Below are 16,888 nucleotides of genomic sequence, written 5' to 3'. Positions count from 1 at the left end.
CTGCGCCCGCCCGCTTTCCGGCCGTGTCGCGCGTGACCCGTGCGACGGGCGCCGGCAACGGGCATCCGCCTCACGAAGGCAAGCTCCGGTCTTGATCACGATACGCCACGACACTCGAGGATTGCTTTCATGCTTGCCCGCATCACCCAACTCACTCGTCTCTTCCCGCTTTGGGCCGTGCTGGTTTCCACGGCCGCCTACTTCTCGCCTTCGTCCGTGACCGGCATCGCGCCGCACGTGACGACGCTCCTCACGATCATCATGCTCTCGATGGGCGTGACGCTGTCCGTGGCCGATTTCCGGCGCGTTTTCACGCGTCCTGCGCCGGTCATCGCGGGCATCGTGCTGCATTACCTCGTGATGCCGCTCGCCGCGTGGGTGATCGCGAAGGCGCTGCACATGCCGCCCGATCTGACGGCGGGCATGGTGCTGGTCGGCAGCGTCGCGAGCGGCACGGCGTCGAACGTCATGATCTATCTGGCGCGCGGCGATGTGGCGCTGTCGGTCACGATCAGCGCCTTGTCGACGCTGGTCGGCGTGTTCGCGACGCCGCTCCTCACGCGCCTTTACGTCGATGCCTCGATCACCGTCGACGTGCACGGCATGCTGATGAGCATCCTGCAGATCGTCGCGCTGCCGATCGTGCTGGGGCTCGTCATTAACCATCTGTTCGGCCGCTTCGTGCGCCGGATCGAGTGGCTGCTGCCGATCGTGTCGATGGTGTCGATCCTGCTGATCATCGCCGCGGTGGTCGGCGGGACGCAGAAGAGCATCGCTTCGGTCGGGCTCGTCGTTGCGTTCGGGGTCGTGCTGCATAACGGTATTGGTTTGCTCGGCGGCTACTGGGGCGGCCGTCTGCTCGGTTTCGACGAAGCCGTGTGCCGCACGCTGGCGATCGAAGTCGGCATGCAGAACTCGGGGCTCGCCGCGACGCTCGGCAAGCTCTATTTCACGCCGATCGCCGCGTTGCCCGGCGCGCTGTTTTCCGTGTGGCACAACCTTTCGGGATCGATGCTCGCGGGTTATTGGGCGGGCCGGCCCGCGAAAGGCTCGACGCACGAAGAAGCGGCGAGGGCAGCCGCAGCCACTTCGACCCCGGCCTCGACGGGACACTCGGGCTGAATGCGGCGCGGGGTGTCGCGGCTCCCCGCGTCGCTGCACGATTCGCGCCGTGCTGATAGATTAGCCCTCAGCAAAATCGTCGACTGAGAGTGCCCGATGGCCGGCAGACCCGATTCCCCCGCATCGCATGTCCGTTCCCTGATCGTCATCGCCGTGGTCGCGGCCGCGCTGGTCGCGGCCTTCGCGTACACGGCAGGCTGGCTTTCGCCGGGTCGACTCACGCCCGCGAAGATCGTCGACAGCCTGGCGCCGCCCGGCGGCCCGGCGCTGGGTTTTCGCCGGAATCACGCGAAGGGCATCTGCTTTACCGGCGAGTTCGAATCCAACGGCGCGGCCGCGCAATTGTCCAAAGCGCGCATGTTCGCGGCCGGCACTTATCCGGTCACGGGGCGTTTCAACCTCGCCACGCCGGACGCGAAGGCGTCGGACGCGATGGCGCGAGTGCGCGGCCTGAGCCTGCGCATCGTCATGCCGGACGGCAGCGAGTGGCGCTCGGCGATGATCGATGCGCCCGTCTTTCCCGTTGCCACGCCGCAGGCGTTCTTCGAGTTGCAACGCGCGCTCGCGCACAAGGACGATCCGAACGCGATGAAGACCTTCGCCGCCGCTCATCCGGAGATCGGTGCATTCGGCAAATGGGCGGGCAGCGCGCCGTGGACAGCTTCTTATGCCGAGGAGCGCTACAACAGCCTGAACAGCTTCGTCTTCACCAACGCCGACGGCAAGGACGAGACCGTGCGCTGGTCGTTCGTGCCCGCGGCCACGCCTGAGAATGTGTCGGCTGACGATTTGAAGAAGCGCGGCGCCGACTTTCTCGGTGCGGACATCACGCAGCGTGTCGGCAGCGCGCCGCAGCGCTGGTCGATGGTCGTCACGATCGCGAATCCGGGCGATCCGACCGCCGATCCGAGCAAGGCGTGGGGCGACGATCGGCGCTCCGTGGAGGCGGGCATGCTGGTGGTGAAAGCCATCGAAGCCGAGCCCGACGGCCCGTGCCGCGATCTCAACTTCGATCCGACCATCCTGCCGCCGGGCATGCGCGTCTCCGACGACCCGTTTCCCGCCGCGCGTTCAGCCGCCTACTCGGTTTCGTTCAATCGCCGGACCGCCGAGGACAAGGACTATCCACGCACCGCGGCGCAAGGAGCCAAGTGATGACCCCGATCCACACGCGGTTCTCGCCGCTTCAACGTGCGTTGCACTGGATCATGGCGGTCTGCATCCTGTCGATGCTTTTTATCGGCGTGGGCATGGTGTCCACGGTCAAGCCCGACTATCTGAAGCTCGTGTCCATTCACAAGCCGCTGGGCGTCGCGATACTCGTACTCGCGCTGATTCGCGTGGTCGTGCGGCTCATGCGCGGCGCGCCGCCGCTGCCCGCCGACATGCCCGCGCCGATGAAGCTGGCGGCCTATCTGTCGCATCTCGCGTTCTATGCGCTGATGATCGCGCTGCCGTTGCTGGGGTACGGCATGCTGTCGGCGGCGGATTATCCGGTGGTGGTGTTCGGCGTGCGATTGCCTTCGCTGCTGCCGCACAGCAACGAACTGCATACGCTGCTGTGGAATGCGCACCGCTTCCTCGCGCTGTGTTTCTTCGCGCTGATCGTCGTGCATCTGGCGGCGGCGCTGTTTCATGCGCTGGTCAGGCGCGACGGCGTGTTCCAGGCGATGGCGCCGTGGCGTTGAGCGCGCCGGCCTGACCGACTTTCCCTTCTTGCAGGACTTTCATGACTCAAGCGCTTCATATCGACTTTATCTCCGACATCGCCTGTCCGTGGTGTGCCATCGGGCTGTCGTCGCTCCAGTTGGCGTTGTCACGCCTGTCCGATGTGGTCGATGCCGAGATCGTCGTGCATCCGTTCGAACTGAATCCGCAGATGCCTCCGGAAGGCGAAGCCATCGCCGAGTATCTCGGCAGGAAGTACGGACGCACGCCGGAACAGATCGCCGAAACGCAGCACGCGATTCGCGCACGCGGCGCGAGCGTCGGCTTCGAGTTCGGTCCGCGCACGCATGTCTACAACACGTTCGACGCGCATCGCCTGTTGCACTGGGCGGGCATCGAAGGCAAACAAGTGCCGCTCAAGCTGGCGTTGCTGCGCGCCTATCACGGCGAAGGCAAAGATCCGAGCAATCGCGAAGTCCTCGTCGAGACCGCGCGCTCGGTGGGGCTCGATGCAGCCCAAGCGCAAGCCGTGCTCGAAAGCGGCGCCTATGCCGACGAAGTTCGCGAGCGGGAGAGCCAGATTCAGGCGATGGGAATCCAGTCGGTTCCTGCAATCATCTTCAACCAGCGCCATCTCGTGAGCGGCGGACAACCGGTCGAGGCGTTCGAGCAGGCGATACGCCAGATTCTCGCCGAAGCGCACTAGCCGTTCGCCAACTTCCGTGCACCGAGCCCATGAACTTCGCCGTCACCGTGGTCTCTCCGCCCGGCTATCCACATTCCGCCGCATTTCATGAAGTGGCCGAGACGCTTCATCACGCGCTGCTGGCGTTGGGCCTCGACAGTGTGATGACGCGCGAGGGACGGCTCGGTTCGCGGCGGCACATCGTGCTCGGATCGAACCTGCTGCCTCATTACGGGCTGCTGCTCGCGCCCGACGCGATTCTCTACAACCTCGAGCAGGTCTACACCGGATCGTCGTGGATCACGCCTGAACTGCTTCACATCCTGCGCGGCCATGTCGTATGGGATTACAGCGAAGCGAACGCGCGCGCGTTTGCCGGACTCGGCGTGCATGTGGCGCGCGTGCTGCCCATCGGTTACGTGCCGGAGTTGACACGCATCCGGTTCGCGGCGACGCGCGATATCGACGTGCTGTTCGTTGGCGCGCTTTGTCCGCGACGTCAGCGCATCATCGACAGGATGCGCGCCGCCGGCGTGAATGTCGTCGCGGCATTCGGGGTCTACGGACGTGCGCGGGATCTGCTTCTCGCCCGGAGCAAGCTGGTGCTCAACGTACACGGCCGCGAAGGCGGCGTGCTTGAAATGGTGCGCCTTTCGTATCTGCTGGCGAACGGTTGCGCGGTCCTGAGCGAGCGCTGCGCCGACCCTGCGGAAGAAGCGCCGCTAGCGCACGCGATCGCCTTTGCCGACTACGATGCATTGCCCGAACGCGCCGCGCAGCTCGTTGAATCGTCTGCGGAACGCGAGCGGCTTGCGCGCGATGGGCTGCTGGAGATGCAATCGCGCAGGGCCGCCGACTATCTGCGCGCGGCCCTGGCATAAGCGCTTGCACCGAACGACGCGGCGTCAGGACATGCTCTGGCTCGATTCGACTGCAAGCAGGTTCAGGATGAGCAGGATGGCGGTCTGATTGTCTAGGCTGATTTCGATGCCGAGCGTGCTCACGATCCAGCGTCCGATCTTGGTGCTTGCGAAATCTTCGCTTCGCGCGGATTTCTTGAGCGTGACGCCGAGCTTCATCGCGCGATAGTGATACGAAGGGATCTGGTGCTGCGCGGCGAGTCCGAACAGCCCGCCCTTGCCGCCCGAGCACCAGCCGAGCGTGCCCGCCAGAACCAGTTGCTCGTATTTGTCCAGTCCGCCGATGAAGCCGCGCGCAAGTCGCCGCACGCGCGCTTCGTCGAGTCCGTATTGCAGCAGCACGGATTCGACCGGATCGTCCACGACATGGGCGCGCTCGTCCACTTGTTGGCCGATGCCGTCCAGCTCCATCGACACGTCTCGCTGATAGCTCGCGCTACGCAGGCAGTCGATCAAAAAGCGCCTGAAATACGTACATACTGCGTAGCCGGTCGATGGCGCGCTTTGCTCGCTCGCATGCGATTCGCCGTGTCCCGGTTCGAGGCGCAACACCTTCGAATAGATGAACTGCGCGATCAGTTCTTCCTTGTCTTCGCGTAGCGATTGCAACTCGGGCGGATGATAGCTGCGCAATGCGCCCTTCACGAGGTTATAGATCGACACCATTTCGTCGTGCGACAGATGCGTGCGACGACGCCAAAGGTCGGTGAGATTCGAGGGCGCGCCTGTCTGCGAGGCGGCGTCCACCGTCAAGGTCTCCATGTGTCAATCCCCCCAAAGCGGTGGCAACGTGATGAGTATGGTTTTCTCTGACCGAACGACCAATATGGAATTAGTGATATCCGTCGTCTAAACTTTCGGGTAAACCTGTCAAGCAGGGGACCAGCCGAATTGCGCCACGGCCATGCCGTCGCCTCGTTCAACCCGTCCGCCGAATTCCTGACGTCACCCGAAATATCCAACGCATAAAGGGGATGACAGAATGCAAGGCGATCTTGAGCCATGCGAGGTCTCGGACGATCTCGCCAGCGCGCTCTATGCGGCGGACCCCGCATCGTTTTTCGCCCACGGGTGTGCTCTGGCGCTCCTCGGCGCTGTCTGTCTGACACGGCCGCAAGCGGGCTGGCTCGTAACCCTTTGCGTGGTTTTCTATGGGATTGCGAATTGTTTCGCCATGGGTCTATGGGCGTGGCGCCGCCGGCGGCCGCTGCTTTTCAGCGCGCGTCAATGGATCGGTCTGCATGCGCTGAGAAACGCGGTACTTCATGCCGCGCCGGGTCTGTCGATCTGGTTCGTGTTCCAGAGCGAATCCGCCGAGCTTGCTGCCGCGCATATCGTGCTGCTCGTCGCGCTGGCCGCGCTCGCGTATGCCTCCAACGGCATGAACCTGCTCAACCTGTGCAGCGCGGTGCCGATGCTGCTCCTGCCCGCGACGGCTTTATATCTGGTGCAGCCGGTCGACGGCGGGTTCGCGCTGGGCGTGGTGCTCGCGGTGTTCATGGTCGCGATCTACGGCTTCGCGACCCAATATCGCGGCTTCTTTCGCGGCATCGTCGAGGCCCGCGTCGATCAACAGCGGCTCGCCGAAACCATCGCGCGCCAGAAGGCCGTGATCGAGGAAGCGAGCCTGGCGAAGACGCGTTTCTTCGCGACCGCGAGTCACGATCTGCGTCAGCCGCTTCATGCGATCGGACTGCTCGCTCACGCGCTGGCCGATCACGGCGCAAGCACGCAGGAGCGCGATGAAACCGCGCAACACATTATCTCGAACGTCGATGCATTGAATCAGCTTTTCAATCAGGTGCTCGACCTGGCGCGGATTGAAAGCGGCGTGACGCAAGTGATGCCGCAGCATTTCCGCGTCTCGGAACTGCTGACGCGCATCGAAAGGCAGTTCCGGCCGAGCGCCGCCGCGAAAGGGCTGGCGTTGCGCGTCGCGCCGACGGCTTGCGTCGCGTTTACCGATCCCGTGCTGCTCGAACGCGTGCTTGCCAACCTCGTGTCGAACGCGGTGCGTTACACCGAGCGCGGCTCGATCTGGATCGGCGTGCGGCACGGCAGCGATCTTGCGCGCTCGCGCATCGAGGTTCGCGATTCGGGTATCGGCATCGCCGCGCACGAACACGAACTGGTGTTCGAAGACTTCTACCAGGTCCCGATGCCGCACAACGCCGTGCGTCAAGGTCATGGTCTCGGTCTTGCGACGGTGCGGCGTCTCACCCGGTTACTGGGCGCAGAAGCGTCGCTGCGCTCGGATCTCGGGCGCGGCACCACCATGCGCGTGCCGCTCGGATTGGGCGACGCGGGCCTCGTCACGGCGAGCTTCGCCGCGCCGCTCGCGATGAGCGCGTTCATCGAAGGCCGCCACGTGCTGTGCATCGACGACGATCCCGGCAATCTCGACGCGCTCGGCACCTTGCTCGCGCGCTGGGGTTGCATCGTGCGCGGTTGCCGCGACGAACTCGCCGCAGTGCGGGCGATTTCAGAGGGCTTCGTTCCCGATGCCGTGCTGTGCGACTACCAGATCGACCGTCACCAGACGGGCGTCGAGGCACTGAAGGAAGTGCGCGAAGCGTTGCGGCGGCGCGGACATAACGGCTTCGCGAGCGTGATGATCACCGGCGACATGCTATCGCCCGAACTGATGGCGCTCGCGGCGGAGGGCGTGCCGGTGCTGCGCAAGCCGGTGACGCCGGCGCGCCTGCGCCGCACGCTCGACTCACTGCTTCAGCCTCACGGACAGGACGAAGCCGCCTGAACCGCACGCGGCGGCGGTCGTCGCGTCAGGCGATGTTGCCGCGCAGACGCAAGGCGCGCAGATACTGCCCCGCGACTTCGGACGCGCCGTAATGCACCACGGTCTGGTCCACGAGCGCCCAGACGGCAGCGCCGCCGAGCCGCACGCGCCGGCAAAAGGAGAGGTCTTCGGAAAGATAGTGGCCTTGCTCTTCGATGGTGTCGAAAAAGCCATAGAACTCGCCTGCGGGCAGCGCTTCGCGGTATTGCTCGGGCGGCTCATAACGTTGCGTGAACGGTTTCGCGACGTCGAACGCATCGCGCCGCGCGAGAAAGATGCCGGTGCCCACATGCTCCGCTTCGACGAAACCGTCCACCACGTGCGCCCGACCGTCTTCCGAGGTTCGCAGCCGCACCGTGTAATCGGCATGCTTTTCGAGCCACTCGCGCATCGAGAGTCCGTGGTCGGATTCGTCGATGCGCTGATCCAGATCGAGACGCCGGTACGGATACGCGACGCCCGCGACGCATTTGTTCGCCGCGAGCAGTTTCATGACGGCCTGCGGTGGAAACTGCATGTCGGTGTCGAGAAAGAGCAGATGCGAAAACTCGGGATGCGCGACGAAATAGCTCGCGAAGAAGTTGCGCGCCCGAATGATATGCGACGAGCCGACGTGCATGGTCTGGAAACCGCAGTTCGCATCGGTCAGCGCGCGCGCGGTTTCCATCAGCGAGAAGGCGAAGTTGATGTGCACGTCGTCGTGATGGGTCGGCAGGCAAATGAGCACGTTGGGCGCGTTCACAGCGGCCGCCCGCCTTGCAGCCAGCCGTTGATGATCGCAATCGCCGACGACCGGTTGTGGACGCCGAGCGCGCGAAAGATCACGGACAGGTGCACCTTGACCGTGCCTTCGGCCACTTGCAGCTCGCGCGCGATCATCTTGTTGGTGCAGCCGCTATGCACGAGCCGCATGATCTGGCGCTGGCGCGGCGACAGGTTCTCCATCAGATGAAGATGATGCGGTGCGAGCGACGCCGCCGGCAGGCTCGTCAGCGGGCGCGCGCGCTCGGCGGCGGTGGAACGCGCCGGGTTCGGCGGGGCAGCGCCGATCAGGCTCAGCGCTTCGATCGGCACGTAGGCGCCGCCCGAGAGCACCAGTTCGATGGCCTTGAGCATCACGTTGGCCGGCTCGCGCTTGGGCACGAAGCCGAGCGCGCCCGCGGCCAGCACCGCGCGCATCTCGTCGACCGATTCCTCCGCCGACAGCACGACGAGCGGCAACGCGGGATTGGCCTTGAGCAGCGCCGTCAGCGAGGACGCGCTTGCCATGCCCGACATGTGCAGGTCGACGATCGCGAGATCGTGATTCGCTTCGGGACGCGCGGCGGCGGCGAGCGTGTCCCAGTTGTCGGCCTCGTCGAACTGCGCTTCGGGATCGATCTTGCGCAACAGCGACTTGACGGCCTGACGGATCAGTTCGTGGTCGTCGGCGACGAGGAACCTCATGCTCTCTCCTCAGATTGAGACTGGCGCCCGATGGGGTCATGGGGTGTCGTCGACGCACAGGTCCGGGTCGCTCACGACGCAATCGGCGCTCGGCAGCGAAGGGCCGCCTCGCACGCGCACGGCCGTTTCCTTCGCGGAAATCCTGAGTCCCTTCGGCAGCAGGACCCACATCTGCGTGGGCTGCTTCATCCGGCTCGCCTGTTGCTGGGCCTGCGGCCCCGTGCCGAAGAAGTAGTCGGCGCGCACGGCGCCGCGAATCGCGCCGCCCGCATCCTGCGCCATCAGGAGGCGCGTGACGGACGAAGCGCCGGAAGCGCCCTCGTTCGCGTTGATGAAGACCGGCGCGCCGAGCGGCGTCGTGCGCGGATCGATGGCGGCGGAACGCCCCGCGGAAAGCGGCACGCCCAGCGCGCCGATGGGACCCGTCGGCGAATCGGGGATCGTGCGGAAGAACACGTAGCTGGGGTCCGAGCTTGCGAACGTATAGGCGATCGGCGGGGCGCTCACGAACGCGGACGGGCGGGCGGCGGTGCTCGCGGTTGCCGCCGGCGACGGGTTGCTCACGCGTGCCGGATGCACGGCGGGCCCCGCGCCCTTGGCGAGATTGAAGCCGCGCAGGAGCGTCGAGTCGGGCGGGGAGTCCGCGTTGCCGCTCTCGATGGCCGAAGCGGCATCGGGCTCGCCGGTATCCTGCGCGCCGCGCAAGAGCGACGACTGCGGTGCATCGTCGGGCGCGGGGCCGCTGGCGGTGTCTTGCGTGCTCTGGGTGCTCACGGTGCCTTCTTCCAGGTCGATCTCGACGCCCCGCACCAGGATCTTGCGGCCCTTGCTTCCCGCGCTGGCGACGGGCGGATTGAAAGCCAGGCCGTTCTGTTCCGCATAGGCGAGCCGCAAGATGGAGCCATCAGGCAGGCGTATCTTTCCGGCGCCCTGCAACTGCATAGAATAGAGCATCGCAGGGTCTTCCACATAGGCGAGTACCGGCGCATTGAGCCGCCCGCGCTCGATCTCCGCGCGCGCGTAGTACGGCACGATCTCGCTGCCGTTGCGGCGCAGCCGCAGTTTCTTGTCGCGGATGTCGGGCGTGCTGTCGCCGAGCCTGAGCGTGTAGGTCTTGCCGCTCATCGGCACGGTCGTAAGCGGGATCACGTTGCGGCCTTCGACGCGCGCCGGAACCGGCGTGCCGCGCGCGTTGGGCGGAAGACGGCGCGAATCGAGAAACAGCATGTCGTTCGGCACGCCATAGACCGGATACACATACGGCGCGCGGCGTTCACGACTGCCCTTGAGGATCGGTTCGTAATAGCCGGTCAGCACGCCGCGCGTCGACTTGTCGACATTGCGGATCTGGTAGACCGTGAAGTTGTCTTCGAAAAAGCGGCGTACCAAAGCGCTGTCGTTCGTGTCGATGCCGCGCGATGCCGCGCACGGCGCCGCCCATCCGGGCTTGCCGCCGAGCACCGCGCAACCGCGCCGGAACGCTTCCCAGGATTCGACGACGTTGTCGGTCGCCCAGCCCGGCACGCTCGCGAAGGGCACGGGCGTGTAGAGCGCGTTCTTCGTGGCGAAAGGCGCCGCGGTGCCGGCAAGCGACGCCGCCGGACTCGCGGGCAGGGGATTGGCGATGCCCGCATCCGCACCCGTCGCGCTGACGATGCGGGCGTCGTCGGGCGCCTCGACGGACGGCGCGTTGGCCGTCGTTGGCGCGCTCTGGACGGTCGGGGGCGGCGTGCTCGCGCAGCCGGCAAGCGCGGCCGCCGCGAGCGCGAAGAGCGCCGCTGTGGCGCGCATCTTCAAATCCGAAGGGCACGGTGCGACCGTGGGGGAGGCTGCAACGGATACGCCAGGCGTCCTGCCCGACTGCGCGGCGGCGCCGCTCGTTCGTGATGCCATGGTGTCCTCGCCCTGCCGCAGAACCGTCCGTCATTCGCCATCGGGCCATGCCCTGCGCGTCTTCGGCCGAATGACCATTCGCTATTTAGACGAACGGACGACCTCGATTTTGAAGGTCGCCGCGCCATAGGCGACGGGGCACGAAGGCGCCTCGGCGCCGCACGCCGGCACGCCCGCGAACGGGGATGCGGTGAGCGTCCGCTCTGCGCTCGCCGCCGCCTGAGCCTCGGGCGAGAGGCTCGCGAACACCGCATCGTGCGTCATGCCGAGCGCGGAAAAATCGCGCGGCGCGAGCGATACGACCGCCACGAAATGATTCGCGCCGACCGGCTCGCCCGCCTGCATCGGCCAGGCGGGACGCGGCAGCGTGAGGCGCTTCTTCTGGCTGATGCGGTTGTCGCGGTCGAGCTCGTTCGGAAAGAGTTGCAGGTACTGATTCGCCGGATCGACGACGAACACGTACACATAGCCATCGCGATTGCTGAGGATCGAGAAGCGCAGCCGGTCCCGGTCGACGACGGCGCGCGCGACGGGCACGTCCACCTTGACCGCGATCGACGGGTCCGCGAGCGAGACGATGCGCGTGAATTCGTCGGCTGGCGAGAAGGGCGGCAGCGCGGCGGGCGGCGGCGATTGGCGCGGCACGTCGGCGGGCTTCGGCGCGAGTTGCGCCAGCGCGGGTGACGCCGGCAACGCAGCCGTGCCCGCCGGCGCGGACGCGGACGGCGCGACGATTGTGGGGGCCAGCGTCACGCCGCCGTCGGCTGCGCGTCCGATCTGTGGCGCCGGCGACCGATGCGAGAGGAACGTCGGCACGAGAAAGGCGAGTGCCGCCGCCGTCAGCACGCACCCCGCGCCGAGTACCCAGCCGACGCGCAGCCGCCGCGCCGTCTTGTCCTTCCCGCCGCCCGCCGCGCGCTGCGCGGGCGCGTCATCGAGCGTGATGCCGAGTTCGGCGGCGAACTGCCGGTCGGTTTGCGGCCGGCTCGCCGGTGCCACCGCGAGCGCGTGATCGATCGCCTTCAGGAAGCGCTCCGAATACCGGCCCGCCGCGAGCTTCGCGAGCGGCTGATAGCTGTCGCTCACCATCCGGCCGACCGCAGGCGGCGGCGTGTTCCCGGTGATCGCGAAATACACGAGCGCGGCGAGCGCGTAATGATCGGTCCACGGTCCTTGCCTGAGCGAGGGCACTTCGGCGTACTGCTCGATCGGTGCATAGCCCGGCTTGAGGATCACGGTGAGCGCCTGCGTCATGTCGCCGATCACGCGCCGCGCCGCGCCGAAATCGAGCAGCACGGGCCGATGGCTGTCGTCGAGCAGGATGATGTTGTCGGGCGCGATGTCGCGGTGAAAGCAGTCCGACGCGTGCAGCACGGCGAGCGCATCGACGAGCGGCGTGAGAAGCGCGCGCAGCCAGGCTTCGTCGGGCGGCTTTTTCATCGCCTTGAGGGCATCCTTGAGCGTCACGCCCTTGTAGTACGGCATCACCATGTAGGCGGTGCCGTTCGCTTCCCAGAAGCGATACACCTTCACGAGCGACTGGTGGTCGAAGCGCGCGAGCAGCCGCGCCTCGTCGTTGATGAAGCTCTTCAGCCCGGCGCGGAACATGTTCTCGTAGCGCTCGGACTTGACCCGCACCTGCGTGCCGCCCACGCGCGAGGCGAGCGCCGAGGGCATGTATTCCTTGAGCGCGACGTGCCGGTCGAGCGAGGTGTCGAAGGCCAGATAGACGATGCCGAAGCCGCCTTCGCCGATCAGCCCCACGATCTCGAATTCGCCGAGTCGCGTGCCGGGCGGCAGGATGTTGTGCGACGCGACGTCGCCCGGTGCGCCGGACCGGCTGGCAGGCGTGACTCGCGCGCCGGTCACGATGACCGTCTTGTCGGTTTCGGCGCTGTTTTCGGCGTTGCTTTCGGCCTTGCCGCTGTCGCCGCCTTCGCCGTTTTTGCCCGGTAGCTCGCCGGCCGCGTTCATGATCCGCAGTCCCGCAGCAAGGTGGTGAAAAGCGCGGTGTCCGGCAAGCCGTACACAGGCCAGATCGTGAACGGCCGCGGCGACGGGTCCTCTGGATCGTGCGCGGCGTCGGGCGCGGCCTGCGCGGAGGTCCACATGCTCATGCCGACGACCTCGGTCTGCCAGACCGGCGCGAAAGTCCGCGCGAGCGCGCTCGCGAGCGTCGCGGGCGACTGCACGACCCACGGCTCCTGGAGCACGGCAGCCCGCGCGCCGTGAGAGGCCGGCACGGGCAGCGGCACCGGCAGGGCGGCGAGTTGCGCGTCGAGGCGCTCGATGCCGTGATCGAAGTCGAGCGCGGCGAGCGCCACGCCTTCGATCGCGGAAAGCCATTGCCAGAGCGCGGCGATCTCGCCGCCCGTCGCGGGCGCGCACGGCATCGACGCGGCGATCGTGAGCGGAAAATGCCGCCCGACCCGGTCCACGGACGCCATCACGACGCCCGTCCAGCATCCGGCGAGCGTCGGCGCGATCGCACCGGGCATCGCGAAGAAACGCCACACCGGACACGTGAGATAGAGCGGGAGCCAGTCGGCGCCGAGCGCGAGCTGCGTCTCGGCGACGCGCGCGGCGAGCCACGCGTCCCACGGCGCGACGAACGCGTCGGACAGCCGCCGCGCCGCGAAGTCGCCGAGCGACGGCAGCTTGCCGTACCAGCCGGCGATCGTCTCGCCATCGTCGGCGAGGGTCGTGTCGAGCGCGTCGCTCATAGCCGCTCCGGGCACGAGAATGCGCGCAGGTCCGCAAGCCGGAACGGATTCTCGACGCTGTTCGCCGTCACTTCGAAGCGCGCCTTGCGCCCTTCGACGTCGAAGGTCGCGATGAAGCGCTCGGGCTGGTCTGTCGGCTGGATGTCGAGCCGGTCGAACATGCGAAAGAGCGCCCACGGGCCTTCGAAGACGAGATCGCTCGCGCCGCTGCCGGGCGGCGGCGAGAGTTGCACGCTCACGCGGCCGGAGCCGCGCGTGCCGGGCCACTGGATCGCCGTCGCGATCTGCGGGCCGTGCGCGTAGGTGAGCACCTGGCCGTCGACGTCGAGCGTGAACGAGAGGATGGTCGGGTCCATTTCGAGCGGCTTGAATTGCAGGGCGAGCGCGGGCGTCTTGCCGCCCGCGCGGAAGAACACGCTGCGAATCGTCGCCGCCCGCTCGAACTGCGCGAGCCCGGCGGGGCTGATCTGCGTGGCGGACGAATCGGATTTCCGGAAGGCCCAGGGTTTCGCGGAGACGTCGACGTCTGGCGCGAGGTTCTTCTGGAAGAAATCGTCGAACTTGCCGCCCGGCGCGAAGAGCGCGCCGAAGTCCTCGGGCAGCACGTCGCGCGCGGAGTTCGGGTTGAACGGGTAGCGCCCCTTGAGCGCGCGGTCGCAAAACGAGGCGATCGACTCCTTCAGGTCCGCCGACAGGTTCACGCGCCGCGCCTGCTGCGTCTGCGCCGCGCCCTGGCTGCCGAGATCGAGCAGCGCGGTGCGGATCGGCTCGGGCAGACGCGCCGCCTGCGAGCGCAGTTTCGCGGGCGCGTCCGACGGCGGCGGCGCGGTCTTCTGCTGCAACGCCTCGTCGGTGGCGCTCAGATTCGCGTAGACATCGTTGATGAGCGCAAGCGTCTGCGTGATCGGCGCGGGCTGGCCCGCGCCCGGACTCGTGACGAGCGCGCGCAATCCCGCGAAACGGTCGTCGACGATACTCTCCAGCCGCGTGCCCGGCGCCACCGGCGCGATCTGCGTGGGATCGGGCCCGCCGATGATCTTCAGCAACTGCTCGCGCGCGGCGCTGATCTTGTCGTTGGCTTTGTCGACGACGGTCGTTTCGTTCTCCGGCCGGGTGGCGAGCGTGGTTTCGCGCGACGCGGCCTTCGCGAGCATGGCGAGCGGCGAATCGGGCGCGGACAGGATGCGCGCGATCTGCGCCGACTGGGCGAGGCTGTCCGCGTGAACGATGCGGATGTCGTTCAGGAAGTCGTTCCAGATACGCGCGTAGTCCTGAAGGTAGAGCAGCCGGACGTCTTCGGTCAGGCGCTGGGTCGCGGCCGGATCGCCGCGCGGCAGGCCGCTCTGGTCGCGGATGCCGAGCACCCACGGTTCCTCGGCGGCGAGTTGCACCGCAACCTGATCGACGGCGCTCAGGAACGCCTTGTGATAGCCGTCGAACGAATAGAGCCCCGGCACGCCGCGCGTGAGCGGCATGCCGCTCGCGCGCACGAACACGAGCGACGCGTTCGGCCCACCCGCATGCGCCACGGTGAACTCCGGATAGTTCGCGCCGACGCCTTGCTGCTTCACGCGCCCGTAGACGCGCTGCGCGAGCGTGCTGGCGGCGAGCATCGTGCGCAGATGCGCGACGAGGCGTTCGTCGAACGGCAAATTAGGATGCACGACGCCGCGCGCGAGGAGCGCGTCGAGATGACCGGCAAGCGCGGCGCGCTGCTCGTTGCCGACTTCGCGCGGCAGCGACCGGTCCCAGTCGGTCACGATCCAGGTCTTGAGCGCGTCGGGGTCCTGATGCTCCGGCTGGTTGAGCATCAGATACGCCTTGAGCGCTTCGTACGCGTAGCCCGGGTTCGCGGGGTTCGCGCTGCGCGCCTGCTCTTCGATACGCGCGGCGAGCTTCGGCAGGAACAGGTCGGTCAGCAATCGCTCGTAGGCGTCGCTGGCGGCGGCGTCGAGCTTGGCGCCTTGCCACAGCCCCCATTGCATCGAAAGCGGCGGACGCGCGGCATCGACCTGGCGGGTCGACGCGAGCTGGCGCACCGCCGACAAGAGCGGCAGCAACGCGACGAGACTCGTGCCGGCCGCCGAGGTGCCGGCCACGGCCTGTTTCGCCGTCTGCGCCGCCTGATCGACGCTCGCCACGTAGGTGCGGTTGCGCAGATAGCTCGTGCCCCAGAGCGCGAGCACGCAGGCGGTGACGGCCGCGATCGCCGCGTACGCCGAGAGCCGCCACAGATGCCGCCGGCGCGACCATCTGAGATTCGATCCGGCGAGGCCCTGTTCGGCGAACACGATCTGCGTCAGGAGCCGCTCGATGAAATAGCTGCGCCCGCTCGCAGGACGCGGCGGCTGCACGCCCCGCTCGACGCCGAACGCACGCGCGAGTGAACCCATCACGCGGTCGATCGGCGTGCCTTCCTGCGTGCCGCTCGTGAAATAGACGCCGCGCACGAGCGGGATGTCGTCGTGCTTCGACTGCACGAAGGTCGCGCGCAACGCCTCGGCGAGTGCGGGTTTCAGCGCCGCGAACTGCTGCGGAAAGCCGACGATCGCCGCGCGCTGCGCAAGTCCGGTTTCGGCATTCAGCCGTTCCGGCAGACGCGCGACGAGCCGTGCTTCGAGCGCATCCAGTTCGGCATCGACGCGCGCGCCGAATTCGCTTTCCGTGAGCGGACGCTTCGGGTCGTAGGGAAACGTGAAGCCGAAGACCTGCCCACGCTCTTCCTTCGACATGTCCGCGAAGAACTCCGTGAATCCCGCGAGCAGGTCCGTCTTCGTGACGAGCACGTAGACCGGAAAGCGCGTGCCGAACGCCTGCATCAGTTCGCGCATGCGCGCGCGCAGCGTCGAGGCCATCTCCTCGACGCTGGCGGGCATCGCGGCGATCAGGTCGGGCACGGCGAGCGTCATCAGCACGCCGTTGATCGGCTGGCGCGGACGCGTCTTCTTCAGGAGCGCGAGAAAGCCCTGCCACGCGGCCTGGTCGGCGTCGCGGTCGCTTTCGTGGGTCGTGTAGCGGCCGGCGGTGTCGATCAGCACGGCGTCGTCGGTGAACCACCAGTCGCAGTTGCGCGTGCCGCCGACGCCGCGGATCTTGTCGGTGCCGAAGCGTTCCGCGAGCGGAAAGCGCAGGCCCGAGTGAATCAGCGCCGTGGTCTTGCCCGCGCCCGGCGCGCCGATGAACATGTACCACGGCAGTTGATAGAGATACTGCCTGCCCGAGAGCGTGACCCAGTCGCGCCAGCCCGGCTTCTTGCCGGACGCGGTGATGCGCGCCTCGCGCAGCACGGCGAGCGCTTCGTCGAAACGCTTCGAAAGGGTCGCGACTTCGGTGTCGCCCGGGCTCGGCGCGGCGGCGGCGCGCGGCGCCTCGCGATGGGCGGCCAGTCCCGCCGACAGCGCCGCCTGCGTGCGGCGCGCGCGCCACGCCACCCAGATCCGCCGCAGGATGACGACGAGCGCGACGCAGCCGATCGCCATGTATCGCGCCGTGCGCGATTCGAGCGGATAGCTGCGCGCGAACGACACGAGCGGCCCGGCGATCCAGATCGCGCCCGCCATGAGCACCAGTCCGACGATCAGCAGCAGGACCGGATGAAAGAGGATCGACAAGAGCTTCTTCATGGCGCGGGCGG

13 protein-coding genes are annotated in these 16,888 nt (G+C 67.2%); 6 read left to right on the top strand and 7 right to left on the bottom strand.

Going from position 1 to position 16,888, the window contains the following annotated elements; all coding sequences use genetic code 11:
- Positions 1–129 precede the first annotated feature (129 nt).
- The 5 genes from panS to AWB66_RS06490 all read left to right on the top strand — a co-directional run bounded on the left by panS (position 130) and on the right by AWB66_RS06490 (position 4,356).
- Positions 130–1,122, top strand: a complete 993-nt coding sequence (gene panS, locus AWB66_RS06510) for a ketopantoate/pantoate/pantothenate transporter PanS (RefSeq protein WP_087629465.1) — start codon at positions 130–132, stop codon at positions 1,120–1,122.
- Positions 1,123–1,218: 96 nt separating this feature from the next.
- A complete protein-coding gene (locus tag AWB66_RS06505) occupies positions 1,219–2,277 on the top strand; it encodes a catalase family peroxidase (RefSeq protein ID WP_087629464.1) in 1,059 nt (352 codons plus the stop codon).
- Complete coding sequence (locus AWB66_RS06500) at positions 2,277–2,810, top strand: cytochrome b (RefSeq protein ID WP_087629463.1); 534 nt, start codon at positions 2,277–2,279, stop codon at positions 2,808–2,810. The genes AWB66_RS06505 and AWB66_RS06500 overlap by 1 nt, the downstream gene beginning before the upstream one ends.
- Before the next feature lie 41 nt (positions 2,811–2,851).
- Positions 2,852–3,496 carry a DsbA family oxidoreductase gene (locus AWB66_RS06495; RefSeq protein WP_087629462.1) on the top strand — a complete coding sequence of 215 codons (645 nt, stop codon included), beginning with the start codon at positions 2,852–2,854 and terminating at the stop codon, positions 3,494–3,496.
- A gap of 29 nt (positions 3,497–3,525) precedes the next feature.
- A complete protein-coding gene (locus AWB66_RS06490; protein WP_087629461.1) occupies positions 3,526–4,356 on the top strand; it encodes a CgeB family protein in 831 nt (276 codons plus the stop codon).
- Positions 4,357–4,380: 24 nt separating this feature from the next.
- Here the strand turns inward: AWB66_RS06490 and AWB66_RS06485 are convergent, their stop codons facing one another.
- The gene (locus AWB66_RS06485; RefSeq protein WP_087629460.1) at positions 4,381–5,157 is read right to left on the bottom strand and encodes a hypothetical protein; all 777 of its coding nucleotides are present in this window, start codon (positions 5,155–5,157) and stop codon (positions 4,381–4,383) included.
- 412 nt (positions 5,158–5,569) lie between these two features.
- Here AWB66_RS06485 and AWB66_RS06480 point away from each other — a divergent pair, with 412 nt between their 5' ends.
- Positions 5,570–7,153, top strand: a complete 1,584-nt coding sequence (locus AWB66_RS06480) for an ATP-binding response regulator (RefSeq protein WP_235021012.1) — start codon at positions 5,570–5,572, stop codon at positions 7,151–7,153.
- Positions 7,154–7,178: 25 nt separating this feature from the next.
- Here the strand turns inward: AWB66_RS06480 and AWB66_RS06475 are convergent, their stop codons facing one another.
- The 6 genes from AWB66_RS06475 to tssM form a co-directional block, all read right to left on the bottom strand.
- The gene (locus AWB66_RS06475; RefSeq protein ID WP_235021011.1) at positions 7,179–7,934 is read right to left on the bottom strand and encodes a hypothetical protein; all 756 of its coding nucleotides are present in this window, start codon (positions 7,932–7,934) and stop codon (positions 7,179–7,181) included.
- Entirely contained in the window at positions 7,931–8,638 is a 708-nt protein-coding gene (locus AWB66_RS06470; protein WP_087629457.1) for a response regulator transcription factor, read from the bottom strand. Before AWB66_RS06470 ends, AWB66_RS06475 begins: the two co-directional genes overlap by 4 nt.
- Positions 8,639–8,674: 36 nt before the next feature.
- A complete protein-coding gene (mltA, locus tag AWB66_RS06465) occupies positions 8,675–10,429 on the bottom strand; it encodes a murein transglycosylase A (protein WP_235021010.1) in 1,755 nt (584 codons plus the stop codon).
- A 183-nt stretch (positions 10,430–10,612) separates the two neighbouring features.
- Positions 10,613–12,505 carry a serine/threonine protein kinase gene (locus AWB66_RS06460; RefSeq protein ID WP_087629455.1) on the bottom strand — a complete coding sequence of 631 codons (1,893 nt, stop codon included), beginning with the start codon at positions 12,503–12,505 and terminating at the stop codon, positions 10,613–10,615.
- Positions 12,502–13,254 (bottom strand): type VI secretion system-associated protein TagF, encoded by a 753-nt coding sequence (tagF, locus tag AWB66_RS06455; RefSeq protein ID WP_087629454.1) that lies wholly within the window; start codon positions 13,252–13,254, stop codon positions 12,502–12,504. Before tagF ends, AWB66_RS06460 begins: the two co-directional genes overlap by 4 nt.
- Complete coding sequence (tssM, locus tag AWB66_RS06450; RefSeq protein ID WP_087629453.1) at positions 13,251–16,877, bottom strand: type VI secretion system membrane subunit TssM; 3,627 nt, start codon at positions 16,875–16,877, stop codon at positions 13,251–13,253. Before tssM ends, tagF begins: the two co-directional genes overlap by 4 nt.
- Positions 16,878–16,888: the final 11 nt, after the last annotated feature.

Origin of the sequence: Caballeronia telluris, assembly GCF_001544495.1 — a bacterium.
GTDB lineage: Bacteria > Pseudomonadota > Gammaproteobacteria > Burkholderiales > Burkholderiaceae > Caballeronia > Caballeronia telluris.
This window is presented reverse-complemented; position numbering and strand designations above follow the sequence as displayed.

Bases quoted from the DNA above. Each gene is read 5' to 3' on its own strand.
- panS (WP_087629465.1), top strand. From the start codon at position 130: ATGCTTGCCCGCATCACCCAACTCACTCGTCTCTTCCCGCTTTGGGCC.
- AWB66_RS06505 (WP_087629464.1), top strand. From the start codon at position 1,219: ATGGCCGGCAGACCCGATTCCCCCGCATCGCATGTCCGTTCCCTGATC.
- AWB66_RS06500 (WP_087629463.1), top strand. From the start codon at position 2,277: ATGACCCCGATCCACACGCGGTTCTCGCCGCTTCAACGTGCGTTGCAC.
- AWB66_RS06495 (WP_087629462.1), top strand. From the start codon at position 2,852: ATGACTCAAGCGCTTCATATCGACTTTATCTCCGACATCGCCTGTCCG.
- AWB66_RS06490 (WP_087629461.1), top strand. From the start codon at position 3,526: ATGAACTTCGCCGTCACCGTGGTCTCTCCGCCCGGCTATCCACATTCC.
- AWB66_RS06485 (WP_087629460.1), bottom strand. From the start codon at position 5,157: ATGGAGACCTTGACGGTGGACGCCGCCTCGCAGACAGGCGCGCCCTCG.
- AWB66_RS06480 (WP_235021012.1), top strand. From the start codon at position 5,570: ATGGGTCTATGGGCGTGGCGCCGCCGGCGGCCGCTGCTTTTCAGCGCG.
- AWB66_RS06470 (WP_087629457.1), bottom strand. From the start codon at position 8,638: ATGAGGTTCCTCGTCGCCGACGACCACGAACTGATCCGTCAGGCCGTC.
- mltA (WP_235021010.1), bottom strand. From the start codon at position 10,429: ATGCGCGCCACAGCGGCGCTCTTCGCGCTCGCGGCGGCCGCGCTTGCC.
- AWB66_RS06460 (WP_087629455.1), bottom strand. From the start codon at position 12,505: ATGAACGCGGCCGGCGAGCTACCGGGCAAAAACGGCGAAGGCGGCGAC.
- tagF (WP_087629454.1), bottom strand. From the start codon at position 13,254: ATGAGCGACGCGCTCGACACGACCCTCGCCGACGATGGCGAGACGATC.
- tssM (WP_087629453.1), bottom strand. From the start codon at position 16,877: ATGAAGAAGCTCTTGTCGATCCTCTTTCATCCGGTCCTGCTGCTGATC.